Genomic DNA, 16494 nt, shown 5'->3' with positions numbered 1-16494 from the left:
TCCGCACGACATGAGTGAGCTGACGTTCACCCTGCTGCGGCTGGGATACCTGGTGCTGCTCTGGGTGTTCGTGCTCACCGCGATCGGCGTTCTGCGCCGTGACCTGTCGACCCGGACCGCGGGCGGGCGCGTCGGGCGTCGGCGCGCCCGAGGCGCTGCCCCGAGCGGTGTGGTCTCGAGCGGCGCGGTCCCGCCCGCCCCTGCGACCCCGGCGCCGGCTCCCGCATCGCACGCCGCTTCGCCGTCGCGCCTCGTCGTGGTGTCCGGGCCCCTGCAGGGCACGTCGTTGCCCCTGACCGGCTCGTCCATCCTCATCGGCCGCTCCCCGGGATCGACGCTGGTGCTCGACGACGACTACTCGTCGAGCCGCCACGCGCGGATCTTCCCCCAGGGCGGCCAGTGGTTCGTCGAGGATCTCGGCTCGACCAACGGCACTTTCGTCGCCGACGAGCAGATCAGCGGCGTCGTTCCGCTGCCACCGGGCGTCAGCGTGCAGATCGGTCGTTCCGTCGTCGAGCTGCAGGGATGAGCGGCCCGTGACCGTCTCCCTGCGCTACGCGGCACGATCTGATGTCGGGCTCGTTCGCGCGAGCAACCAGGACTCGGCGTATGCCGGCCCGAACCTGCTCGTCGTGGCCGACGGCATGGGCGGCCACGCGGGTGGCGACATTGCGTCGCGTATCGCGATCGCCTCGTTGCGTGGTCTCGACGCGGGCATCCACACGCCTGACGCGGCACTGTCCGACCTCGAGGCGGCGGTCGAGTCCGCGCGGATGGGCCTGGTGCGGGCCAGCGCCGCGAAGCCCGACCTGGCCGGCATGGGCACCACGGTCACCGCGCTGCTGCGCACCGGCTCGACGCTGGTCATGGCGCACATGGGAGACTCGCGCGCCTACCTGCTGCGCGACGGCGCGCTGTCGCAGGTCACGGTCGACCACACGTTCGTCCAGCATCTCGTGGACACGGGCCGCATCTCGCCCGACGAGGCCGAGCATCACCCGCAGCGCAACGTCGTCATGCGTGTGCTGTCCGACTTCGACCTCGACCTGCACCCCGACATGTCGATCCGCGAGGCCAAGGTCGGTGACCGCTGGCTTCTGTGCTCCGATGGCCTGTCGGGCTTCGTGCACGCCGACCTTCTCGGCGAGATCCTCGCCGAGGCGGACGACCCGGGTGAGGCCGCCGACCTGCTGCTTCTCGCTGCGATGCGCGCCGGCAGCACCGACAACATCACCGTCGTGGTCGCGGACGTCGTCGACGACGACGACGCGCCCGACGCGGCCTTCGTGGCTGACGACGCGGAGGCGCCCGTAGCGAGCGTCGGCGGGATCCAGGTGGTCGGCGCCGCCGCGACCCGCGGTCCCATCCCGGGCGCCGTCGCCCCGGACGACGACACGTCGGGCGATACCGGGGGCCAGGACGACGCGCCGCGCGACGGGGCCCCGAGTGCCGACCGTGGTGACGCCCCCGATCGCGACGACGAACGCGACGGCGGCCATGACGACGACGGAGACGACGACGGAGACGACGGAGACGGAGACGGAGACGGTGAGGAAGACGCCGACCCCGACGACGCCGACGCGCGCCCTGCCGCGCGGCGACACCCCGTCGTCGCGAGCCTCGTGACGCTGGCGGTGCTCGCCGGGGTCGGGCTGGCCGGCTGGGGCGGCTACCGGTGGACGCAGCAGCAGTACTTCGTCGGCGTCGCTGACGGGCAGGTGGCGGTGTTCCGCGGCCTGCCCGCGTCCGCGGGTCCGCTGACGCTCTCGCAGCCCGTCGAGCTCACCGGAACGCTCGTCGCCGACCTCCCGCCGTTCTTCGCCGCGCGGCTCGACGGCACGATTCGCGCGTCGTCGCTCGAGGACGCGCGCACACGCGCGCAGCGCCTCATCGACCAGGCGCTGCCCACGCCGACCGCGAGCCCGACACCCATCCCTTCGCCGACCGAGACTCCGGCCCCGCCGCCTGAGGAACCCGCCGACGAGGGCGCACCACCCGACGAGCCCGCCGACGTGGGCGCCCCGCCGCCTGCGGAGCCCGCCGGATGACCGCCGTCGAGACGCCCGAGGCGACGCTCGAACCGCGGGTGCGCCGACCACTGCGGCTCGCCGAGCTGTGGTTGCTGATGCTCGCCGTGGCCGCCGGCGTCGGAGCGTTCGCGCTGGTCGGCATGTCGATCTCGGACGCGCTGCCCACACACTTCTGGTTCGAGTCGCTCGCGCTCGTCGTGCTCGCGCTCGTCGCTCACGTCGTCGTACGCATCCGTGCGCCGTTCGCGTCGCAGACGATCCTGCCCGCTGCCGTGCTGCTCAACGGCGTCGGTCTGGCGATGATCCTGCGAATCCAGGAGTCGGGCGCACGGGGAGCAGCGGGTGCCGACGTGGTGCGCAACACGCAGTGGTCGGCGCTCGGCGTCGTGCTCGCGTGCCTGGTGCTGTGGTTCCTCAAGGATCACCGCAGCCTGCGCAAGCTGACGTACACCGCGATGTTCGCAAGCCTCGTGCTGCTGGCGCTGCCACTCGTGCCCGGCATCGGGCGCAGCATCAACGGTGCCCGGATCTGGATCCACCTCGGCGGGTTCTCGATGCAGCCCGCCGAGTTCGCCAAGATCACGCTCACCGTGTTCTTCGCCGGCTATCTCGTGTCCAACCGTGACACGCTCGCCCTCGCCGGACCCAAGGTGCTGGGGCTGCAGCTCCCGCGCATCCGGGACCTGGGGCCGATCCTGCTCGTGTGGGCGGCCTCGCTCGCGGTGCTCGTGTTCCAGCGTGACCTGGGCACCTCTCTGCTGCTCTTCGGCATCTTCGTCGCGATGCTCTACCTGGCCACCCAGCGGTTCTCCTGGGTGCTCATCGGTCTGCTGCTCTTCGCGGGCGGTGCCGTGCTCGCGGCCGAGGTGTTCCCGCACGTCAGCCAGCGCATGACGGGGTGGCTGCACGCGTTCGACCCTGCCGTGTTCAACGCGCGCGGCGGCTCGGGCCAGCTCGTCGCGGGCCTGTTCGGCATGGCGAACGGCGGCCTGTTCGGCACCGGCTGGGGGCAGGGCTTCCCCTACCTCGTGCCGTTCTCGTTCTCCGACTTCATCTACACCTCGCTCGCCGAGGAGCTCGGCCTCACGGGCATGCTGGCGATCCTGCTGGTGTTCCTGATCCTCGTCGAGCGCGGCCTGCGGACCGCGATCACCGTGCGCGACGGGTTCGGCAAGCTCCTCGCCGGTGGCCTCGCGTTCACGATCGCGCTGCAGACGTTCGTCGTCGTCGGCGGTGTCACACGGCTCATCCCGCTGACCGGCCTGACCTTGCCGTTCATGGCTCAGGGCGGGTCTTCGCTCCTGTCCAACTGGATCATCGTCGCGATCCTGCTGCGGGTCTCCGACAGCGCCCTGCGCCCGTCGACGCTGCCCGTGCGCGGGCAGGTCGGGCAGGGCCGCATCGCGCCCGCCGACGGCGAGCATCCCGGTGTCGGGAACGCCGACGGCGAGCACCCGGGCACGGCACCGATCCAGGTCGTCCCCCCACGCGTCGGAGGTGACCTGTGAACACGACGCTCCGGCGGCTCTCGGCCGTCGTCATGGTGATGTTCCTGGCCCTCATGGTCTCCACGACGTACACGCAGTTCTACCGGGCCGACCGGCTCAACAACGACGGGCGCAACGTCCGCAGCATCTTCCGCGAGTTCAACGTCGCACGCGGCCCCATCGTCGTGGCCGGGCAGCCGATCGCGGAGTCGGTGCCGGTCGACTCCCCGTTCGGGTTCCAGCGCGTCTACTCGGGCGGCGACCCGGAGAAGGCGCAGATGTACGCGCCCGTCACCGGCTTCTTCTCCCTGGTCAACGGCTCGTCGGCGGTCGAGAGCGCCGAGAACTCGTTCCTCAACGGGCAGGCCGACGCCCTGTGGGTCGACCGGCTTCAGAACCTGCTCACGGGCCGCGCGACGCAGGGCTCGTCGGTCGAGCTCACCATCGACCCCGTCATCCAGCAGGCGGCATGGGACGCCCTGGGTGGCCAGCGCGGCTCGATCGTCGCCGTCGATCCCTCGACCGGTGCGATCCTCGCGATGGTCTCCAAGCCGTCGTTCGATCCGAACGTCCTGGCCGTGCACTCGACCGGCCAGGCCGGCCAGGCGTACCAGGACCTGCTGAACGCCGAGGGAAACCCGCTCATCAACCGCTCGATCTCGGCGCTGTACCCGCCTGGGTCGACGTTCAAGCTCGTGGGCGCTGCGGCCGCGATCGAGTCCGGCGCGTTCCAGGCCGACACGCAGATCGCGGCGCCGCGCACCTTCCGGCTGCCGGGCACCAGCACCGACCTGCCGAACTTCGGCGGCGAGGCGTGCTCGCCGACCGACCAGATGTCGTTGCACGACGCCATGGTGATGTCGTGCAACACCGCGTTCGCGTCGCTGGCCGTGGAGGTGGGCGGCGACGCCATGCGCACCCAGGCGGCCAGGTTCGGCTTCGACGACCTGTTCCGCGTCCCCATGCGCTCGGCCGTCAGCGCGTTCCCGGCGGCGAGCGACGCGTTCACCCCCGACCGGGTGGCGTTGTCCGGCATCGGCCAGGGCGACGTCACCTCGACGCCGCTGCAGATGGCCATGGTCTCGGCCGCCATCGCGAACAACGGCACGCTCATGCAGCCCCACCTGGTGCAGACCGTCCGTGACCCCGACCTCGAGGTGGTCGAGCAGACCGAGCCGACCAAGATCCGCGACGCCGTGTCGCCGGCGACGGCGGACGCGCTCACCCAGATGATGGTGGACACCGTCGAGACCGGTACCGGAACGAGCGCCCGGATTCCCGGCGTCCAGGTGGCCGGCAAGACGGGTACCGCGCAGACGGCGCCCGGCGTCGCCCCGCACGCGTGGTTCACCGCGTTCGCGCCCGCGGACAACCCGAAGATCGCCGTCGCCGTGATCGTCGAGAACGGCGGCAACCTTTCCAGCGAGGCGACGGGTGGCCGGCTCGCCGCACCCATGGCTCGTGCCGTGATCGAGGCGGCGCTGAACCGATGAGACCTGCCACCGGAATCGCCCTCGGGGAGCGCTATCGCCTCGCCCGCCGCCTCGCCGTCGGCGGCATGGGCGAGGTGTGGGTCGCGGACGACACGTTCCTCGGCCGCGAGGTGGCGGTCAAGGTGCTGCGCGAGGAGTACACGGGCCACGAGGACTTCCTGCGCCGGCTGCGCACCGAAGCCCGCAACAGCGCGGCCCTCTCGCACCCGAACATCGCGCAGATGTACGACTACGGCGAGCAGGAGGGCACGGGCTACCTCGTCATGGAGCTGGTGCTGGGCGAACCGCTCGCCGACCTGCTCGAACGCGAACCCGTCCTGCCGCCCAAGCGGCTGCTGCCGATCCTGGCGCAGACCGCCCGTGGTCTGCACGCGGCGCACGAGGCCGGCGTCGTCCACCGTGACGTCAAGCCGGGCAACATCCTGCTGGAACGACCCGCGCGCGCAGCCGAGGGCCCCACCGTCAAGATCACCGACTTCGGCGTCTCGCTCGCGGCCAACCAGGCGGCGATGACCGCCACCGGCATGGTCATGGGCACCGCCCAGTACCTGTCACCCGAACAGGCCGTAGGCCAGCCGGCCACGCCGTTGTCCGACGTGTACGCGCTCGGCGTCGTCGCCTACGAGGCGACTGCCGGCAAGCGCCCGTTCACCGGCAACACCCCGGTGGACATCGCCGTCGCCCACGTCAACAACCCCGTGCCTCCGCTTCCTGCGACGGTCCACCCGGGGCTCGTGTCGCTCGTGACCCGGCTGCTCGAGAAGGACCCGGCACGCCGCCCCGCGTCCGCAGGAACCCTCGCGGAGGAGTTCGACGACCTGGCCCGGGAGATCGCCGCGGACCCGCTCGGTGCGCGATCGCGTACCGCCCGGCGCCTGCGGGGTGCCGCCCGCACCACGGAGCCGAGCGCGACCGGATCCGCCGCCGTCTCCACCTCGACCCCGGAGTCGGCCGCAGGGTCCGTCCCCGCCACGAACGACCCCGTCGCGGTACCGGCTGGGTCCGCATCGTCTGCCCACGTCGAGGCGGACCGTACCCATGCTGCCGACGCGCATCCCGCGCCGGAAACCCTGGGTCGTGCGCGTGGCGCCCATGCCGCACCCCTTCGCCCGGCCGCCCCCACCCCGCGGCCCCTGCCGTTGCGGCGCGATCTGCACGGTCCGCGGCCCACCGGCCGATCCGAGGAGGCGGCGCGCACGGTCGACGCCCTGCGCCGAGACCTCGCCCGACGTCGGCCGGCCGACCCGGCAGCGGCCCACCGCCTGGCCTCACGCAGCGCGCGCGACGAGGACGGAGCGGGTTCCACGACCCCGCGCACCGAGCGCACGTCGACGACGACGGGTCTGCGTCTCGGACCGCTCGGCAAGCTCTCATGGCCCCTCGTGGGCCTGCTCGTGCTGCTGCTCGTGCTCGTTCTTGCGACACTGGTCAGCAGCCTCACCGACGCGAACGACACAGGTGCGCACGCGTCGGGTCCACGATCGCCCATCTCCATGACTTCCGTGGCCGCACGCCCGGACGGCTCTGGGATGATGCTCCGTAACGCGTCGCACGGCGAGGCCGCTGCGACCACGACACCGAAGGACGTCTGAGTTGGTGGACAACACGCCCCGAGTGCTCGCAGGCCGGTACGAGGTCGGTGAGCTGATCGGCCGCGGCGGGATGGCCGAAGTACATATCGGTCATGACGCGCGCCTTGGCCGCACCGTCGCGATCAAGGTGCTGCGTTCGGATCTGGCGCGTGACCCGTCGTTCCTCGCCCGGTTCCGCCGCGAGGCGCAGGCGGCCGCAGCTCTCAACCATCCGGCGATCGTCGCCGTCTACGACACGGGCGAGGACGTGCACTCCGACCCGGCCACGGGTCACCAGGTGCACGTGCCCTTCATCGTCATGGAGTACGTCGAGGGGCACACGGTGCGCGACATCCTCCAGGACGGCGCTGCGGTGCCGATCGAGGAGGCGGTGGAGATCACGGCGGGCGTGCTGGGTGCGCTGGAGTACTCGCACCATGCCGGGATCGTGCACCGTGACATCAAGCCCGCGAACGTGATGATCACGCCGACGGGCGCGGTCAAGGTCATGGACTTCGGTATCGCTCGCGCCATCGCGGACTCTGCGGCGACGATGACGCAGACGCACGCGGTGATCGGTACGGCGCAGTACCTGTCGCCCGAGCAGGCGCGCGGCGAGCAGGTCGACGCCCGCAGCGACCTGTACTCGACGGGGTGCCTGCTGTTCGAGCTGCTCACGGGCCGCCCGCCGTTCGTGGGCGACTCGCCGGTGGCGGTGGCGTACCAGCACGTGGGGCAGGCCCCGCAGCGTCCGAGCGAGATCGCGTCCGACGTGCCCGAGGTGCTCGACCGCATCACGCTCAAGGCGCTGGCCAAGGAGCGCACGGCGCGCTACTCCTCGGCCGCGGAGTTCCGCGGCGACCTCGAGGCCGCCATGCGCGGCGGCGCGGTCGTCGCGCCGGCGATCGGTGCGGGTGTCGCTGCTGCCGGGGTGGCGGGCGCGGACCCCACGGTCGCGTTCGGCGCACCGGGCCCAGGGGATGCAGGCACCCAGCTGCTCACCCCCGAGGTCGCGGCCACCCAGCAGTGGGGTGCGCCCGTCCCGGAGACGGGCGTGCTGCCTGACGGCGTCGGGCCGGCAGGGTCCGTCGGCGCGCGCAGCACCGACCGGGCGGCCAGGAAGCGCAAGAAGGCGCTCATCTGGACTCTTTCCGTGGTGGGCGTGCTGGCTGTCGCAGCGGTCGTGATCGCGCTGATCCTCGGCAACCGTCCGTCGACGCCGCAGGACGTCGCGGTCCCGTCGATCCCGATCGGCTCGACGCGTGAGCAGGCACGCCAGATCGTCCAGGAGGCCGACTTCCGGTTCCGTGACGCCATCGACACCGACTCCAACGCCGAGAAGGACACCTCGACGCGCCAGGAACCTGCTGCCGGGGAGATGGCGGCGCCCAACTCCTTCGTGACGGTGTACTTCTCGGGAGGCCCGAGCACCGTCGCCGTTCCCGATGTCACCGGCAAGTCTCAGGAAGAGGCGCGTTCGATGATCCAGGCCGCAGGACTGGTCTGGGGCACCGTCACGCCCGAGTCGAGCAAGGACGTCGAGAAGGACAACGTGACGCGCACCGAGCCTCCGGCGCGCGAGGCTGCGACCTCGGGCGACACCGTGAACGTGTTCATCTCCGACGGCACCGTGAACCTGACCAATCTCGTCGGCATGACACGCGACGACGCGATCGCCGAGCTCACCCGCCTCGGCCTCAACTCCGACACCGAGGACGTCGAGAGCGCCACCGCGACCCCCGGCTCCGTCGTCTCGCAGGACCCGCAGCCGGGCAACGTGCCCCAGGGTCAGCGCGTCACGCTGGGCCTCGCCGTCGCCCCGGCCCTCGAGCAGGTGCAGGTCCCGCAGCTCACAGGCCTGGTGTGGGACGACGCGGCGCAGGCCATGTGCCGGCCGCTCAACTGCGTGCCCGAGCTGGAGTCCTCCGACACCGTGCCCGCGAGCTCGATCATCCGCACCGACCCGCCGGCCGGCACCACTCTCAACGAAGGCGACACCGTCCGGGTCATCGTGTCGACCGGCCAGAAGGTCACGGGCGGCGGAGGTGGCGGAGGCGGCGGCGGCAACCCCGGGACCTCGCCGTCTCCGAACCCGGGGAACGGCTAGGCGCAGGCGGCAGGTGGGGGCTCGGCCACGATCGGTGGCCGGGCCCCCGCCGTCTGTCGAGGACGCGCGACGCCCCGCCGACGCGTTCGCTCGTCAGCCCCGGTGGACCTGCGGCGCCATGCCCGCCGAACGCTCCACGGCTCCGGCGTCGCCGCACAGCGCGAGCCAGTTGGCGAGCAGCCGGTGCCCGCCCTGCGTCAGGACCGACTCGGGGTGAAACTGCACGCCATGCAGGGGCAGATCGCGGTGCTCCAGGCCCATGACGATGCCCGACGCGGTCGCGCACGTGACGCGCAGCTCGTCCGGGACGGTCTGGGGTTCGACGGCGAGCGAGTGGTAGCGCGTCGCGGTGAACGGCTGCGCGAGCCCGGCGACGACGCCGACGCCCGCGTGCTCGACCTGGCTGGTCTTGCCGTGCATGAGCTCAGGGGCGTGCGAGACGGTCGCCCCGAACACCTCGGCGAGCGCCTGGTGGCCCAGGCACACGCCCAGCATCGGGGTGCGGGTGCGAGCGCACGCCCGGATGACGTCCTCGGACGAGCCGGCCTCGTGCGGGGTGCCCGGGCCGGGGGAGACGAGCACGCCGTCGAACGCGACGCCGTCGGCGCCGACGATCCGGTCCCCCTCGGCGGCGGCCAGCACGCAGGCCGGTACCGCGTCGTTGCGCACGACGACGGTGCGGGCGCCGAGCTGGTCGAGGTAGCCCACGATCGTGTAGACGAACGAGTCGTAGTTGTCGACGACGAGGATCCGCGGCCCGGTGTTCACACCGTCAGCCTACGGTGTTGTCGTTGAGGGCCAGATACTCCGAGATCCACGGGAAGACCCACTCGAAGCACGCCGCGACCACGCCGGCCACGAGCACCAGGAGGACGAGAACGCGCACCCACGCGGGTCCGGGCAGCACGCGCCACAGCGCCGCGTACATCAGGCACCTCCTGCGTCGGTCCCGACCACGCGGACCCCGGCGTCCGTCAGCTCAGGCGGGGTCCCGTCGCTCACGGGCATCCAGTAGTCGAACTCGGCGTGGACGACGAACCGCTGCCGCGCCGAGTACATCGGGTGGCACGCCGTCATCGTCATGAGCCGTTGCGTGAGCTCGGGGACGGGCTCGCCGGGCTGCAGGCCCGGGACGGGCGAGACTACCTCGACCTGCCAGGGCCACACGATCTCGGTCCCGGTCACGCGATAGACGTACCAGGTGGTCTGCGTGCGCACGACGAGGGCGTCGCCGACCTCGAGCTCGGCGACCCGGTGGAAGGGCCGCCCGAACGTCGTGCGGTGCCCGGCGACCGCGAAGTTGCCGAGGTCCCCGGGCATGGCCGTGCCGGGGTAGTGCCCGATGCCGAGCCGGTCGAGGATCTCCCGGCGGTCGACACCGCCCGCGATGGGCGACACGTAGTCGGCGCCCCAGCGCGGCACATAGAACTGGGCGAACACCTCGCCGAACGCCGGCTGCGGGTCGACGGGCGGGTCGTCGCGGCGTTCGACGGGCGGTGCTGCGGTGGCGTGGGGCGCGGGCGGCGGATCCCAGTCGAGCGCCTGGAGGACCTGCGCCTGCTCCCGGAGCGCGATGACGTCGGTCCACCACAGCTGCCATGCGACGAACAACCCGAGCAGGACGCCGGCCGTGATGAACAGCTCGCCGATCACGCCGACGACGGCGTTGCCCGCCCCGGCACGTCCGCGGCGTGCGTGCCGGTCCCTCGAGGGCCGCGTCATGGTGGACGTCGTCATCGCAGCGGGTCCTTCCCTGCGGGCAGGCGTGCAAATCTCAGGTCGGTCGAGCCCGTGTAGGCCGGCAGGGAGAGGTCGTCGACGGCGCGGACGTTCCACCCGAGACCGACGGACGCGACGTACTGTCGGTAGATCGCGACGCCGGGCGAGGCGTCGAGCGCACGCCGCATCGACTCGGGCGAGCCGACCGCCTCGATGACGTACGGCGGGCTGAACACCCGGCCGTGCAGCAGGAGGATGTTGCCCGAGCACCGGAACGCCGACGTCATCGTGACGCGCTCGCCCTGGAGCGTCATCGCCTCCGCGCCGCCGGCCCACAGGGCGTTGATGACGTGCTGGATGTCCTGCTGGTGGACCACGAGATCGTCGGCCGAGACGCCGGGGATCGTGGCGCTCGACGCCGGTGCGTCGTCGAGCGTGACCTGGAGTCCTCCGCCTGCGACAGCGACCGATCCGACGGCGATGCCCTCGCGCTCCGCGAGCGTGGGGTCCTCGACAGGGGCGATCGTGTCGGAGGCCGTGAGCGCGTCCACCTCGGCTCGCAGGGACTCCGCCTGCGCGCTGAGGCGGTCGACCCGCGACGTCTCGGCGTCGACGAGCTCTGCCAGGTCGGTCGGCAGGCGCAGACCCGAGCTGCCGTGCGCGAGCTGCGCGCTCGCCGCGAACATGATTCCGGCGAGCCCGGCGACGACTCCCACGGTGATCGTGGGCCGCAGGCGTCCGCCTGACCGGGGAAGCAGGGCGAGCCGCAGATGCACACGTCGCGTCACGCTTCCACCTCCCGAGGGGCGCACGGTCGGGGCTGAGTCGCCCCGGCGACTACGCTAGTCGACGGAATGTCATCCACGTCCGGTTCGTCGCCGGACGTCACACGAGAACGAGGAGCGCGTCGCCGTGCCCGAGTCGAAGTCCCGCAAGAAGAAGGTCGCGGCGCCCGCACCGCAGGCTGCCGACAAGGCGGCCAAGGCCGCCAAGGCCCGCACCGGCAACCCGGCGTGGCTCGTACCGCTCATGCTCACGCTGATGGTGCTGGGCCTCGTGTGGATCGTCGTCTTCTACATCACCAACAACCGCGCCGGCGGCGGGTTCCCGATCCCGGCGCTGCACCAGTGGAACCTCGCGATCGGCTTCGCGCTGGTCATCGCCGGGTTCGGCCTCACGACGCAGTGGAAGTGACCGCTCCCCGGTCGAACGCTCCCCGGTCGAACGCGTAGCGGCGCGCCCACGGGCGCGCCGTTCGAGTCCGGGTTCCGCCCCCGGCTCAGAGCCAGATCGTCGCGGCGTACCGCGCCAGCGTCACTGCGACGAGCACGACGACGACGGCGGCCGGCAGCAGCCACGCGACGAGCTTCTGCCGCCCGCGCGGCGCATGCGAGAACCCCCAGCCGAGCACGAGCCCGGCGACCAGGCCGCCCAGGTGTGCCTGCCAGGCGATTCCCGGGACCACGAACCCGATGACGCCGTTGACGGCGATGAGGCCGATCACCTGTGCGGCGTTCGCCCCGAGCCGTCGCAGCACGGGCACCATCGCACCGAACAGGCCGAACACCATGCCCGAGGCGCCGACGACGGCGGGACCCCAGGCCCAGCCCTGCGTCGTGAGCACCGGGCTGGTGAGCAGTACGACGCCCACCGACGCCGCGACCGCGCTCACCAGGCACAGCGTGATGAACCTGGCGCGCCCGAGCACCGGCTCCAGGAACTGCCCGGTGACGTACAGGGCCCACATGTTGAACAGGATGTGGGCGGGGAAGCCCGTCGAGTGCAGGAACGCCGCAGTCAGGAACCGCCACGGCTCGTCGAGACCCCACGCGGGCACGAACTGGAACTGCGTCGTCCACGCCCCGTTCGTGACGAGCTGGAGCACGAAGCTGACGACACAGATGCCGATGATGGTGAACGTGACGACCGGCTTGCCCTGGCGCACACGCCCGCCCACCGCCGTCGTCGTGCGCGGGGCGGACCTGGCTGCCTGCCGCACGCAGTCGACGCACTGGATGCCGACGGCGGCCGGGCGCTGGCACTCCGGGCATGCCGGGCGGCCGCACCGCTGGCAGCGCACGTAGGCGACACGGTCGGGGTGCCGGGGGCACACGGGGACGACGTCGGGAGCCCCGGGGATCGGCTGGTCGGTCGCGATGGTTCGGCCCTCGTCTCGGCGGCGGTGGGAGCAGCGGGAAGCGGCGGGAAGGCATGCGGGCCCGGTCCGACGTGGCGTCGGCCGGGCCCGCAGCGCACGTCAGCCCTCGATGGTGATCGAGGAGATCACGACGTCCTCGACCGGGCGGTCGCCGGGGCGCGTCTTCGTCGTGCCGATGGCGTCGACGACGGCCTTCGACGCGTCGTCGGCGACCTTGCCGAAGATCGTGTGCTTGCCGTTGAGCCACGGCGTCTCGGCCGTGGTGATGAAGAACTGCGACCCGTTCGTGCCGCCGGCCTCGCCCGTCACCGGGTTGCGGCGCTTGCCGGCGTTGGCCATCGCCAGCAGGTACTTCTCCGAGAAGCCCAGCTCGGGGTGGATCTCGTCGTCGAAGGTGTAGCCCGGGCCGCCCGTGCCGGTGCCGAGCGGGTCCCCGCCCTGGATCATGAAGTCGGCGATGACGCGGTGGAAGATGACGCCGTCGTACAGAGGCGTCGTCTTCTCCTCGCCCGTGCGTGGGTCGGTCCACGGCTGGTCACCTGTGGCAAGGCCCACGAAGTTCTTGACCGTCTTGGGCGCGTGGTTCGGCAGCAACTCGATGCGGATGTCGCCGAGCGTGGTGTGGAGGGTTGCGAACATGCGGTCATCCTCCCACGCGAGCACCCCGTGGCGGCAGGCGTTGTGGACCGGTGCGCAGCAAGACGACGCACGGTGCGGCACAGCGGCGACCAGGCCGCGGCCCCCTCGCGCGACGCACAGTGGCGGGTGGCAGAGTGGGCGCATGGTGCGTAGGAACGAGACGGTGACCGGGACGGTGCGATCGATCGACACGGAGAACCTGAAGGACTCCGCCGCGCGGGCAGCAGCGACGCTGACCGACGTGGGGTCGCGGGCGGCGAAGGAGGCAGGCGTGCTCGCGGGGCAGGCCAAGGACGCGGCCGTGCAGGCGCGGGAGTGGGCCGAGCCCCACGCCAAGGACTTCCTCACCTGGCTGCGCCCGCGGGCCGAGAAGGCGTGGCACGAGTCGGTGCAGGCCGCGGCGCCTCGCGTCGAGAAGCTGGCCGACAGGGCCACGCCGCTGGTCGACACGGCTCACGACCGCCTGGCCCCGCTCGTCGACACCGCACACGACAGGCTCGTGCCGTTCGTCGAGACGGCGCACGACCGCACGGCCGAGGCCGTCGACGTCGCGCACGACAAGCTCGTGGACGAGTACCTGCCGCGCCTCGTCGCGGCCTTCAACGAGGCCGCCGCCAAGGCTTCGGCTGCGGGGACCGGCGCGGCGGCCGCCGCGGTCGAGGTCGCCGCCGCCGTCGAGCCTGCCAAGCGCAAGCGCAAGGGCGGCCTCTTCTGGCTGCTGGTCACGGGGGCTGCGGCCGGCATCGGCTACCTCTTCTGGCGCCGGGCCCAGCCGCAGAACGACCCGTGGGCCGAACCGTGGGAGCAGACGACGGCGCCCGACTATGAAGGCGTCGCGCGCGAGGCCCGGGTGCGTGCCGGTGACGCGGCCGAGGCCGTGGGCGAGGCCGCCGGCGTCGCCGTCGCGCGCTCACGCGAGGCTGGCGAAAAGCTCGCCGAGCGAGCCGCGGAGGTGCGCGAGGACCTCGTCGAGAAGGCGACCGAGGTGCGCGAGGACCTCGTCGAGAAGGCGACCGAGGTCCAGGAGAAGATCACCGAGCGGGTCGAGGACGCCGTCGACAAGGCAACCGAGGTCGCCAAGAAGGCGACGACTCGCACACGCACGAGCGCGAAGAAGCCTGCCGACGCCGCGCCCGCCGACACCGACGGTGAGCAGGAGGACAGCGAGCAGGAGGACGGCGAAGCCACGGACGGCAAGCAGTAGCGCCTGCCTCTCCCACGGCGCGCTGCCCGCGGCACCGGAGCGCCGACGCGCGACAACGTTGCCTGCCCAGGGCACACCACCTGGGCCGGCACGGCGCGCTTCGCTACGCTCGAACCGGGACCACGCTCTCAACGACGAGACGCTCTCAACGACGAGACAAGGGCGACGATGGGCAAGAGCAAGGGCAAGACCAGGCGCATTCCGCTGGCCGTGTACGAGGCGGAGCTTCGCCGTCTGCAGGCACAGCTCGTGGAGATGCAGGAGTGGGTGCGCGCGACGGGCGCGCGTGTCGTCGTGCTGTTCGAGGGCCGCGACGCCGCAGGCAAGGGGTCGGCGATCAAGCGGATCTCCGAGTACCTGTCGCCGCGCACCGTGCGCGTGGTGGCGCTGCCCACCCCGACGCAGCGCGAGGCGTCCCAGTGGTACTTCCAGCGCTACGTGGCACACCTTCCCGCGGCTGGCGAGGTCGTCCTCTTCGACAGGTCCTGGTACAACCGCGCCGGCGTCGAGCGGGTCATGGGGTTCTGCACCGAGCAGGAGTATGAGCGGTTCCTGAGGCAGGCGCCGCGCTTCGAGCAGATGCTCGTCGAGGACGGCATCGTGCTGTGCAAGCTGTGGTTCTCCGTGAGCCGCGAGGAGCAGCACAAGCGCTTCGTGTCACGCGCGAGCGACCCCATGCGGCGTTGGAAGCTCTCGCCCATGGACACCGAGTCCATCACCCGGTGGAACGACTACTCGCGCGCCAAGGACCGCATGTTCGCCTCCACTGACGTGTTCTGGGCCCGGTGGGTCACCATCGAGTCCGAGGACAAGAGGGCCAGCCGACTCAACGCGATCGAACACATCCTCGCCACCGTCCCGTGGGAGCCCATCGCGCACCCACCGTTCGAGATCCCTGAGATGCCGGCCGAGGACGAGGACATCAACCGCCCGAGCCGCGGCGACTACCTGTACGCCGACGATCACGCGGCGCGCGTCCTGAAAGAGGCCGACCGCGACAGCGGGCCGTAGCGCCCGCGAACGCCCGGCCCGCTGCGACCGCGCGGCAGCCCTACCACCAGCGAGCACGCAGACCCACGGTCCACGGTGCGAGAGGTGAGCCCTCCGCGACCCTGCGGCGGATCAGCGCACCGACCGAGAAGCGTGTGGCGGACACGGGCGCGACAAGGACGACGGCCGAGAGCAGGACGGCGACCGGGTACTGACCGATCAGCTGGTCGGACAACCAATAGACCATGAGCGTCATGACCGACAGACAAGCCGCCGGAAGGCTCGCCACCCCGAGGACGAGCGCGATTCCCAAACCCACCTCGACGAGCGGGACCACAACGCCGAAGACATCGGCGAACGGGGTCAGAATGTCGCTCGCGAAAGCCTTGTGAAACTCCGGTACACGCGAGTTTCCACGTGCGCTGTCGGCAACCAGGCGAATGTCGGCGCTGCCGAAGTGCGCGTGGTACTTGGTCGTCCCCTCGAGCAACCAGAGGACCCCCAGAGCCACGCGAACCGCCCCGGCCAGGGCCGGGGCGATCCACGTGGTCCAGGAGTGCCGTGCGCTCATCAGGCCAGTGCCGCGGCGCCGAACACTGCCTTGGCCTTGTCGCAGTGGATGACGACGGTGTCGTAGCCGGTCACGTCGACGCCGTCCAGCGCGAAGCTCTGCGAGGCCTCGTCGTAGGCGACCACGTCGATCTCGACCCCCGCCGCGACGGCGGCCTCATCGGTGCCTGAGGTGAGATAGACGTGCAGGTCGGGACCCTCGTCGGAGGAGAAGTCGCTCAGTACGATCGCGTCGTCGCTCACGACGACGGTGCCGCCCACCTCCTTGTCGTTGAGGCCCTCGAACGTGCCCGTCCGCGACTCACCCGCGCTCTCACCGGCGCTCTCACCGGCGCTCTCACCGGCACTCTCAGCCGGGGCCGACGTCGGGGACTGCTCCTGGGACTTCATCGTGGGCTCGGAGGCCGGCGGGTCGGCGGGCGCCTCTGCGCCGCCGCAACCAGCAAGCAGGAGGACGCCCGCGAAGGCGATCGAGCCGAGAACCGATGACTGACGCATGGAAAGACCTCTCCTTGAGCGGAACGAG

The 16494-nt window shown here is 71.6% G+C and carries 17 protein-coding genes; 9 read left to right on the top strand and 8 right to left on the bottom strand.

The window, feature by feature from the left end; translation table 11 throughout:
* Window positions 1–10: 10 nt before the first annotated feature.
* Genes ET495_RS13140 through pknB form a run of 6 tightly spaced genes read left to right on the top strand, consistent with a single transcriptional unit; the run spans window position 11 to window position 8688 of the window.
* On the top strand, window positions 11–529 hold the full coding sequence (locus ET495_RS13140; protein WP_129205172.1) for an FHA domain-containing protein FhaB/FipA: 519 nt from the start codon (window positions 11–13) through the stop codon (window positions 527–529).
* A 7-nt stretch (window positions 530–536) separates the two neighbouring features.
* Entirely contained in the window at window positions 537–2048 is a 1512-nt protein-coding gene (locus tag ET495_RS13135) for a PP2C family protein-serine/threonine phosphatase (protein ID WP_129205171.1), read from the top strand.
* The gene (locus ET495_RS13130; protein WP_129205170.1) at window positions 2045–3538 is read left to right on the top strand and encodes an FtsW/RodA/SpoVE family cell cycle protein; all 1494 of its coding nucleotides are present in this window, start codon (window positions 2045–2047) and stop codon (window positions 3536–3538) included. Before ET495_RS13135 ends, ET495_RS13130 begins: the two co-directional genes overlap by 4 nt.
* Window positions 3535–5010, top strand: a complete 1476-nt coding sequence (locus ET495_RS13125) for a peptidoglycan D,D-transpeptidase FtsI family protein (RefSeq protein ID WP_129205169.1) — start codon at window positions 3535–3537, stop codon at window positions 5008–5010. Before ET495_RS13130 ends, ET495_RS13125 begins: the two co-directional genes overlap by 4 nt.
* A complete protein-coding gene (locus ET495_RS13120) occupies window positions 5007–6602 on the top strand; it encodes a serine/threonine-protein kinase (RefSeq protein ID WP_129205168.1) in 1596 nt (531 codons plus the stop codon). Before ET495_RS13125 ends, ET495_RS13120 begins: the two co-directional genes overlap by 4 nt.
* A gap of 1 nt (window position 6603) precedes the next feature.
* Complete coding sequence (gene pknB, locus ET495_RS13115; protein WP_129205167.1) at window positions 6604–8688, top strand: Stk1 family PASTA domain-containing Ser/Thr kinase; 2085 nt, start codon at window positions 6604–6606, stop codon at window positions 8686–8688.
* A gap of 93 nt (window positions 8689–8781) precedes the next feature.
* On the opposite strand, the gene ET495_RS13110 is transcribed toward pknB, so the two are convergent.
* The 4 genes from ET495_RS13110 to ET495_RS13100 are packed head-to-tail and all read right to left on the bottom strand — an operon-like array spanning window position 8782 to window position 11195.
* Window positions 8782–9456 (bottom strand): aminodeoxychorismate/anthranilate synthase component II, encoded by a 675-nt coding sequence (locus ET495_RS13110; protein ID WP_129205166.1) that lies wholly within the window; start codon window positions 9454–9456, stop codon window positions 8782–8784.
* Between the two features lie 4 nt (window positions 9457–9460).
* Window positions 9461–9616 (bottom strand): hypothetical protein, encoded by a 156-nt coding sequence (locus ET495_RS17950; protein WP_170220584.1) that lies wholly within the window; start codon window positions 9614–9616, stop codon window positions 9461–9463.
* Window positions 9616–10425 carry a class E sortase gene (locus ET495_RS13105; protein ID WP_245993072.1) on the bottom strand — a complete coding sequence of 270 codons (810 nt, stop codon included), beginning with the start codon at window positions 10423–10425 and terminating at the stop codon, window positions 9616–9618. The genes ET495_RS17950 and ET495_RS13105 overlap by 1 nt, the downstream gene beginning before the upstream one ends.
* A complete protein-coding gene (locus tag ET495_RS13100) occupies window positions 10422–11195 on the bottom strand; it encodes a DUF881 domain-containing protein (protein WP_245993071.1) in 774 nt (257 codons plus the stop codon). Before ET495_RS13100 ends, ET495_RS13105 begins: the two co-directional genes overlap by 4 nt.
* 124 nt (window positions 11196–11319) lie before the next feature.
* Between ET495_RS13100 and ET495_RS13095 the strand changes: the two genes are divergently transcribed.
* Window positions 11320–11601: a cell division protein CrgA gene (locus ET495_RS13095; protein WP_129205165.1), complete on the top strand. Its 282-nt coding sequence runs from the start codon at window positions 11320–11322 to the stop codon at window positions 11599–11601.
* Between the two features lie 85 nt (window positions 11602–11686).
* Here the strand turns inward: ET495_RS13095 and ET495_RS13090 are convergent, their stop codons facing one another.
* Together ET495_RS13090 and ET495_RS13085 are read right to left on the bottom strand one after the other, a co-directional pair.
* Window positions 11687–12520 carry a rhomboid family intramembrane serine protease gene (locus ET495_RS13090; RefSeq protein WP_245993070.1) on the bottom strand — a complete coding sequence of 278 codons (834 nt, stop codon included), beginning with the start codon at window positions 12518–12520 and terminating at the stop codon, window positions 11687–11689.
* A 144-nt stretch (window positions 12521–12664) separates the two neighbouring features.
* Entirely contained in the window at window positions 12665–13204 is a 540-nt protein-coding gene (locus ET495_RS13085; RefSeq protein WP_129205163.1) for a peptidylprolyl isomerase, read from the bottom strand.
* 142 nt (window positions 13205–13346) lie between these two features.
* Here ET495_RS13085 and ET495_RS17775 point away from each other — a divergent pair, with 142 nt between their 5' ends.
* Window positions 13347–14408, top strand: a complete 1062-nt coding sequence (locus ET495_RS17775) for a hypothetical protein (RefSeq protein WP_162616481.1) — start codon at window positions 13347–13349, stop codon at window positions 14406–14408.
* A 168-nt stretch (window positions 14409–14576) separates the two neighbouring features.
* A complete protein-coding gene (ppk2, locus tag ET495_RS13075) occupies window positions 14577–15419 on the top strand; it encodes a polyphosphate kinase 2 (RefSeq protein WP_129205162.1) in 843 nt (280 codons plus the stop codon).
* Between the two features lie 40 nt (window positions 15420–15459).
* On the opposite strand, the gene ET495_RS13070 is transcribed toward ppk2, so the two are convergent.
* Window positions 15460–15969 carry a DoxX family membrane protein gene (locus ET495_RS13070; RefSeq protein WP_129205161.1) on the bottom strand — a complete coding sequence of 170 codons (510 nt, stop codon included), beginning with the start codon at window positions 15967–15969 and terminating at the stop codon, window positions 15460–15462.
* Window positions 15969–16466 (bottom strand): DM13 domain-containing protein, encoded by a 498-nt coding sequence (locus ET495_RS13065; RefSeq protein ID WP_245993069.1) that lies wholly within the window; start codon window positions 16464–16466, stop codon window positions 15969–15971. The genes ET495_RS13070 and ET495_RS13065 overlap by 1 nt, the downstream gene beginning before the upstream one ends.
* Window positions 16467–16494 lie beyond the last annotated feature (28 nt).

Source organism: Xylanimonas allomyrinae (genome assembly GCF_004135345.1).
Classification (GTDB): domain Bacteria; phylum Actinomycetota; class Actinomycetes; order Actinomycetales; family Cellulomonadaceae; genus Xylanimonas; species Xylanimonas allomyrinae.
Note: the sequence above shows the minus strand (reverse complement) of the source record. Positions and strands in the feature narration are given on the sequence as shown.

Excerpts from the sequence above, each read along its gene's own strand:
- ET495_RS13140 (WP_129205172.1), top strand. The coding sequence starts at position 11 with ATGAGTGAGCTGACGTTCACCCTGCTGCGGCTGGGATACCTGGTGCTG.
- ET495_RS13130 (WP_129205170.1), top strand. The coding sequence starts at position 2,045 with ATGACCGCCGTCGAGACGCCCGAGGCGACGCTCGAACCGCGGGTGCGC.
- ET495_RS13120 (WP_129205168.1), top strand. The coding sequence starts at position 5,007 with ATGAGACCTGCCACCGGAATCGCCCTCGGGGAGCGCTATCGCCTCGCC.
- ET495_RS17950 (WP_170220584.1), bottom strand. The coding sequence starts at position 9,616 with ATGTACGCGGCGCTGTGGCGCGTGCTGCCCGGACCCGCGTGGGTGCGC.
- ET495_RS13105 (WP_245993072.1), bottom strand. The coding sequence starts at position 10,425 with ATGACGACGTCCACCATGACGCGGCCCTCGAGGGACCGGCACGCACGC.
- ET495_RS13085 (WP_129205163.1), bottom strand. The coding sequence starts at position 13,204 with ATGTTCGCAACCCTCCACACCACGCTCGGCGACATCCGCATCGAGTTG.
- ET495_RS17775 (WP_162616481.1), top strand. The coding sequence starts at position 13,347 with ATGGTGCGTAGGAACGAGACGGTGACCGGGACGGTGCGATCGATCGAC.
- ppk2 (WP_129205162.1), top strand. The coding sequence starts at position 14,577 with ATGGGCAAGAGCAAGGGCAAGACCAGGCGCATTCCGCTGGCCGTGTAC.
- ET495_RS13070 (WP_129205161.1), bottom strand. The coding sequence starts at position 15,969 with ATGAGCGCACGGCACTCCTGGACCACGTGGATCGCCCCGGCCCTGGCC.
- ET495_RS13065 (WP_245993069.1), bottom strand. The coding sequence starts at position 16,466 with ATGCGTCAGTCATCGGTTCTCGGCTCGATCGCCTTCGCGGGCGTCCTC.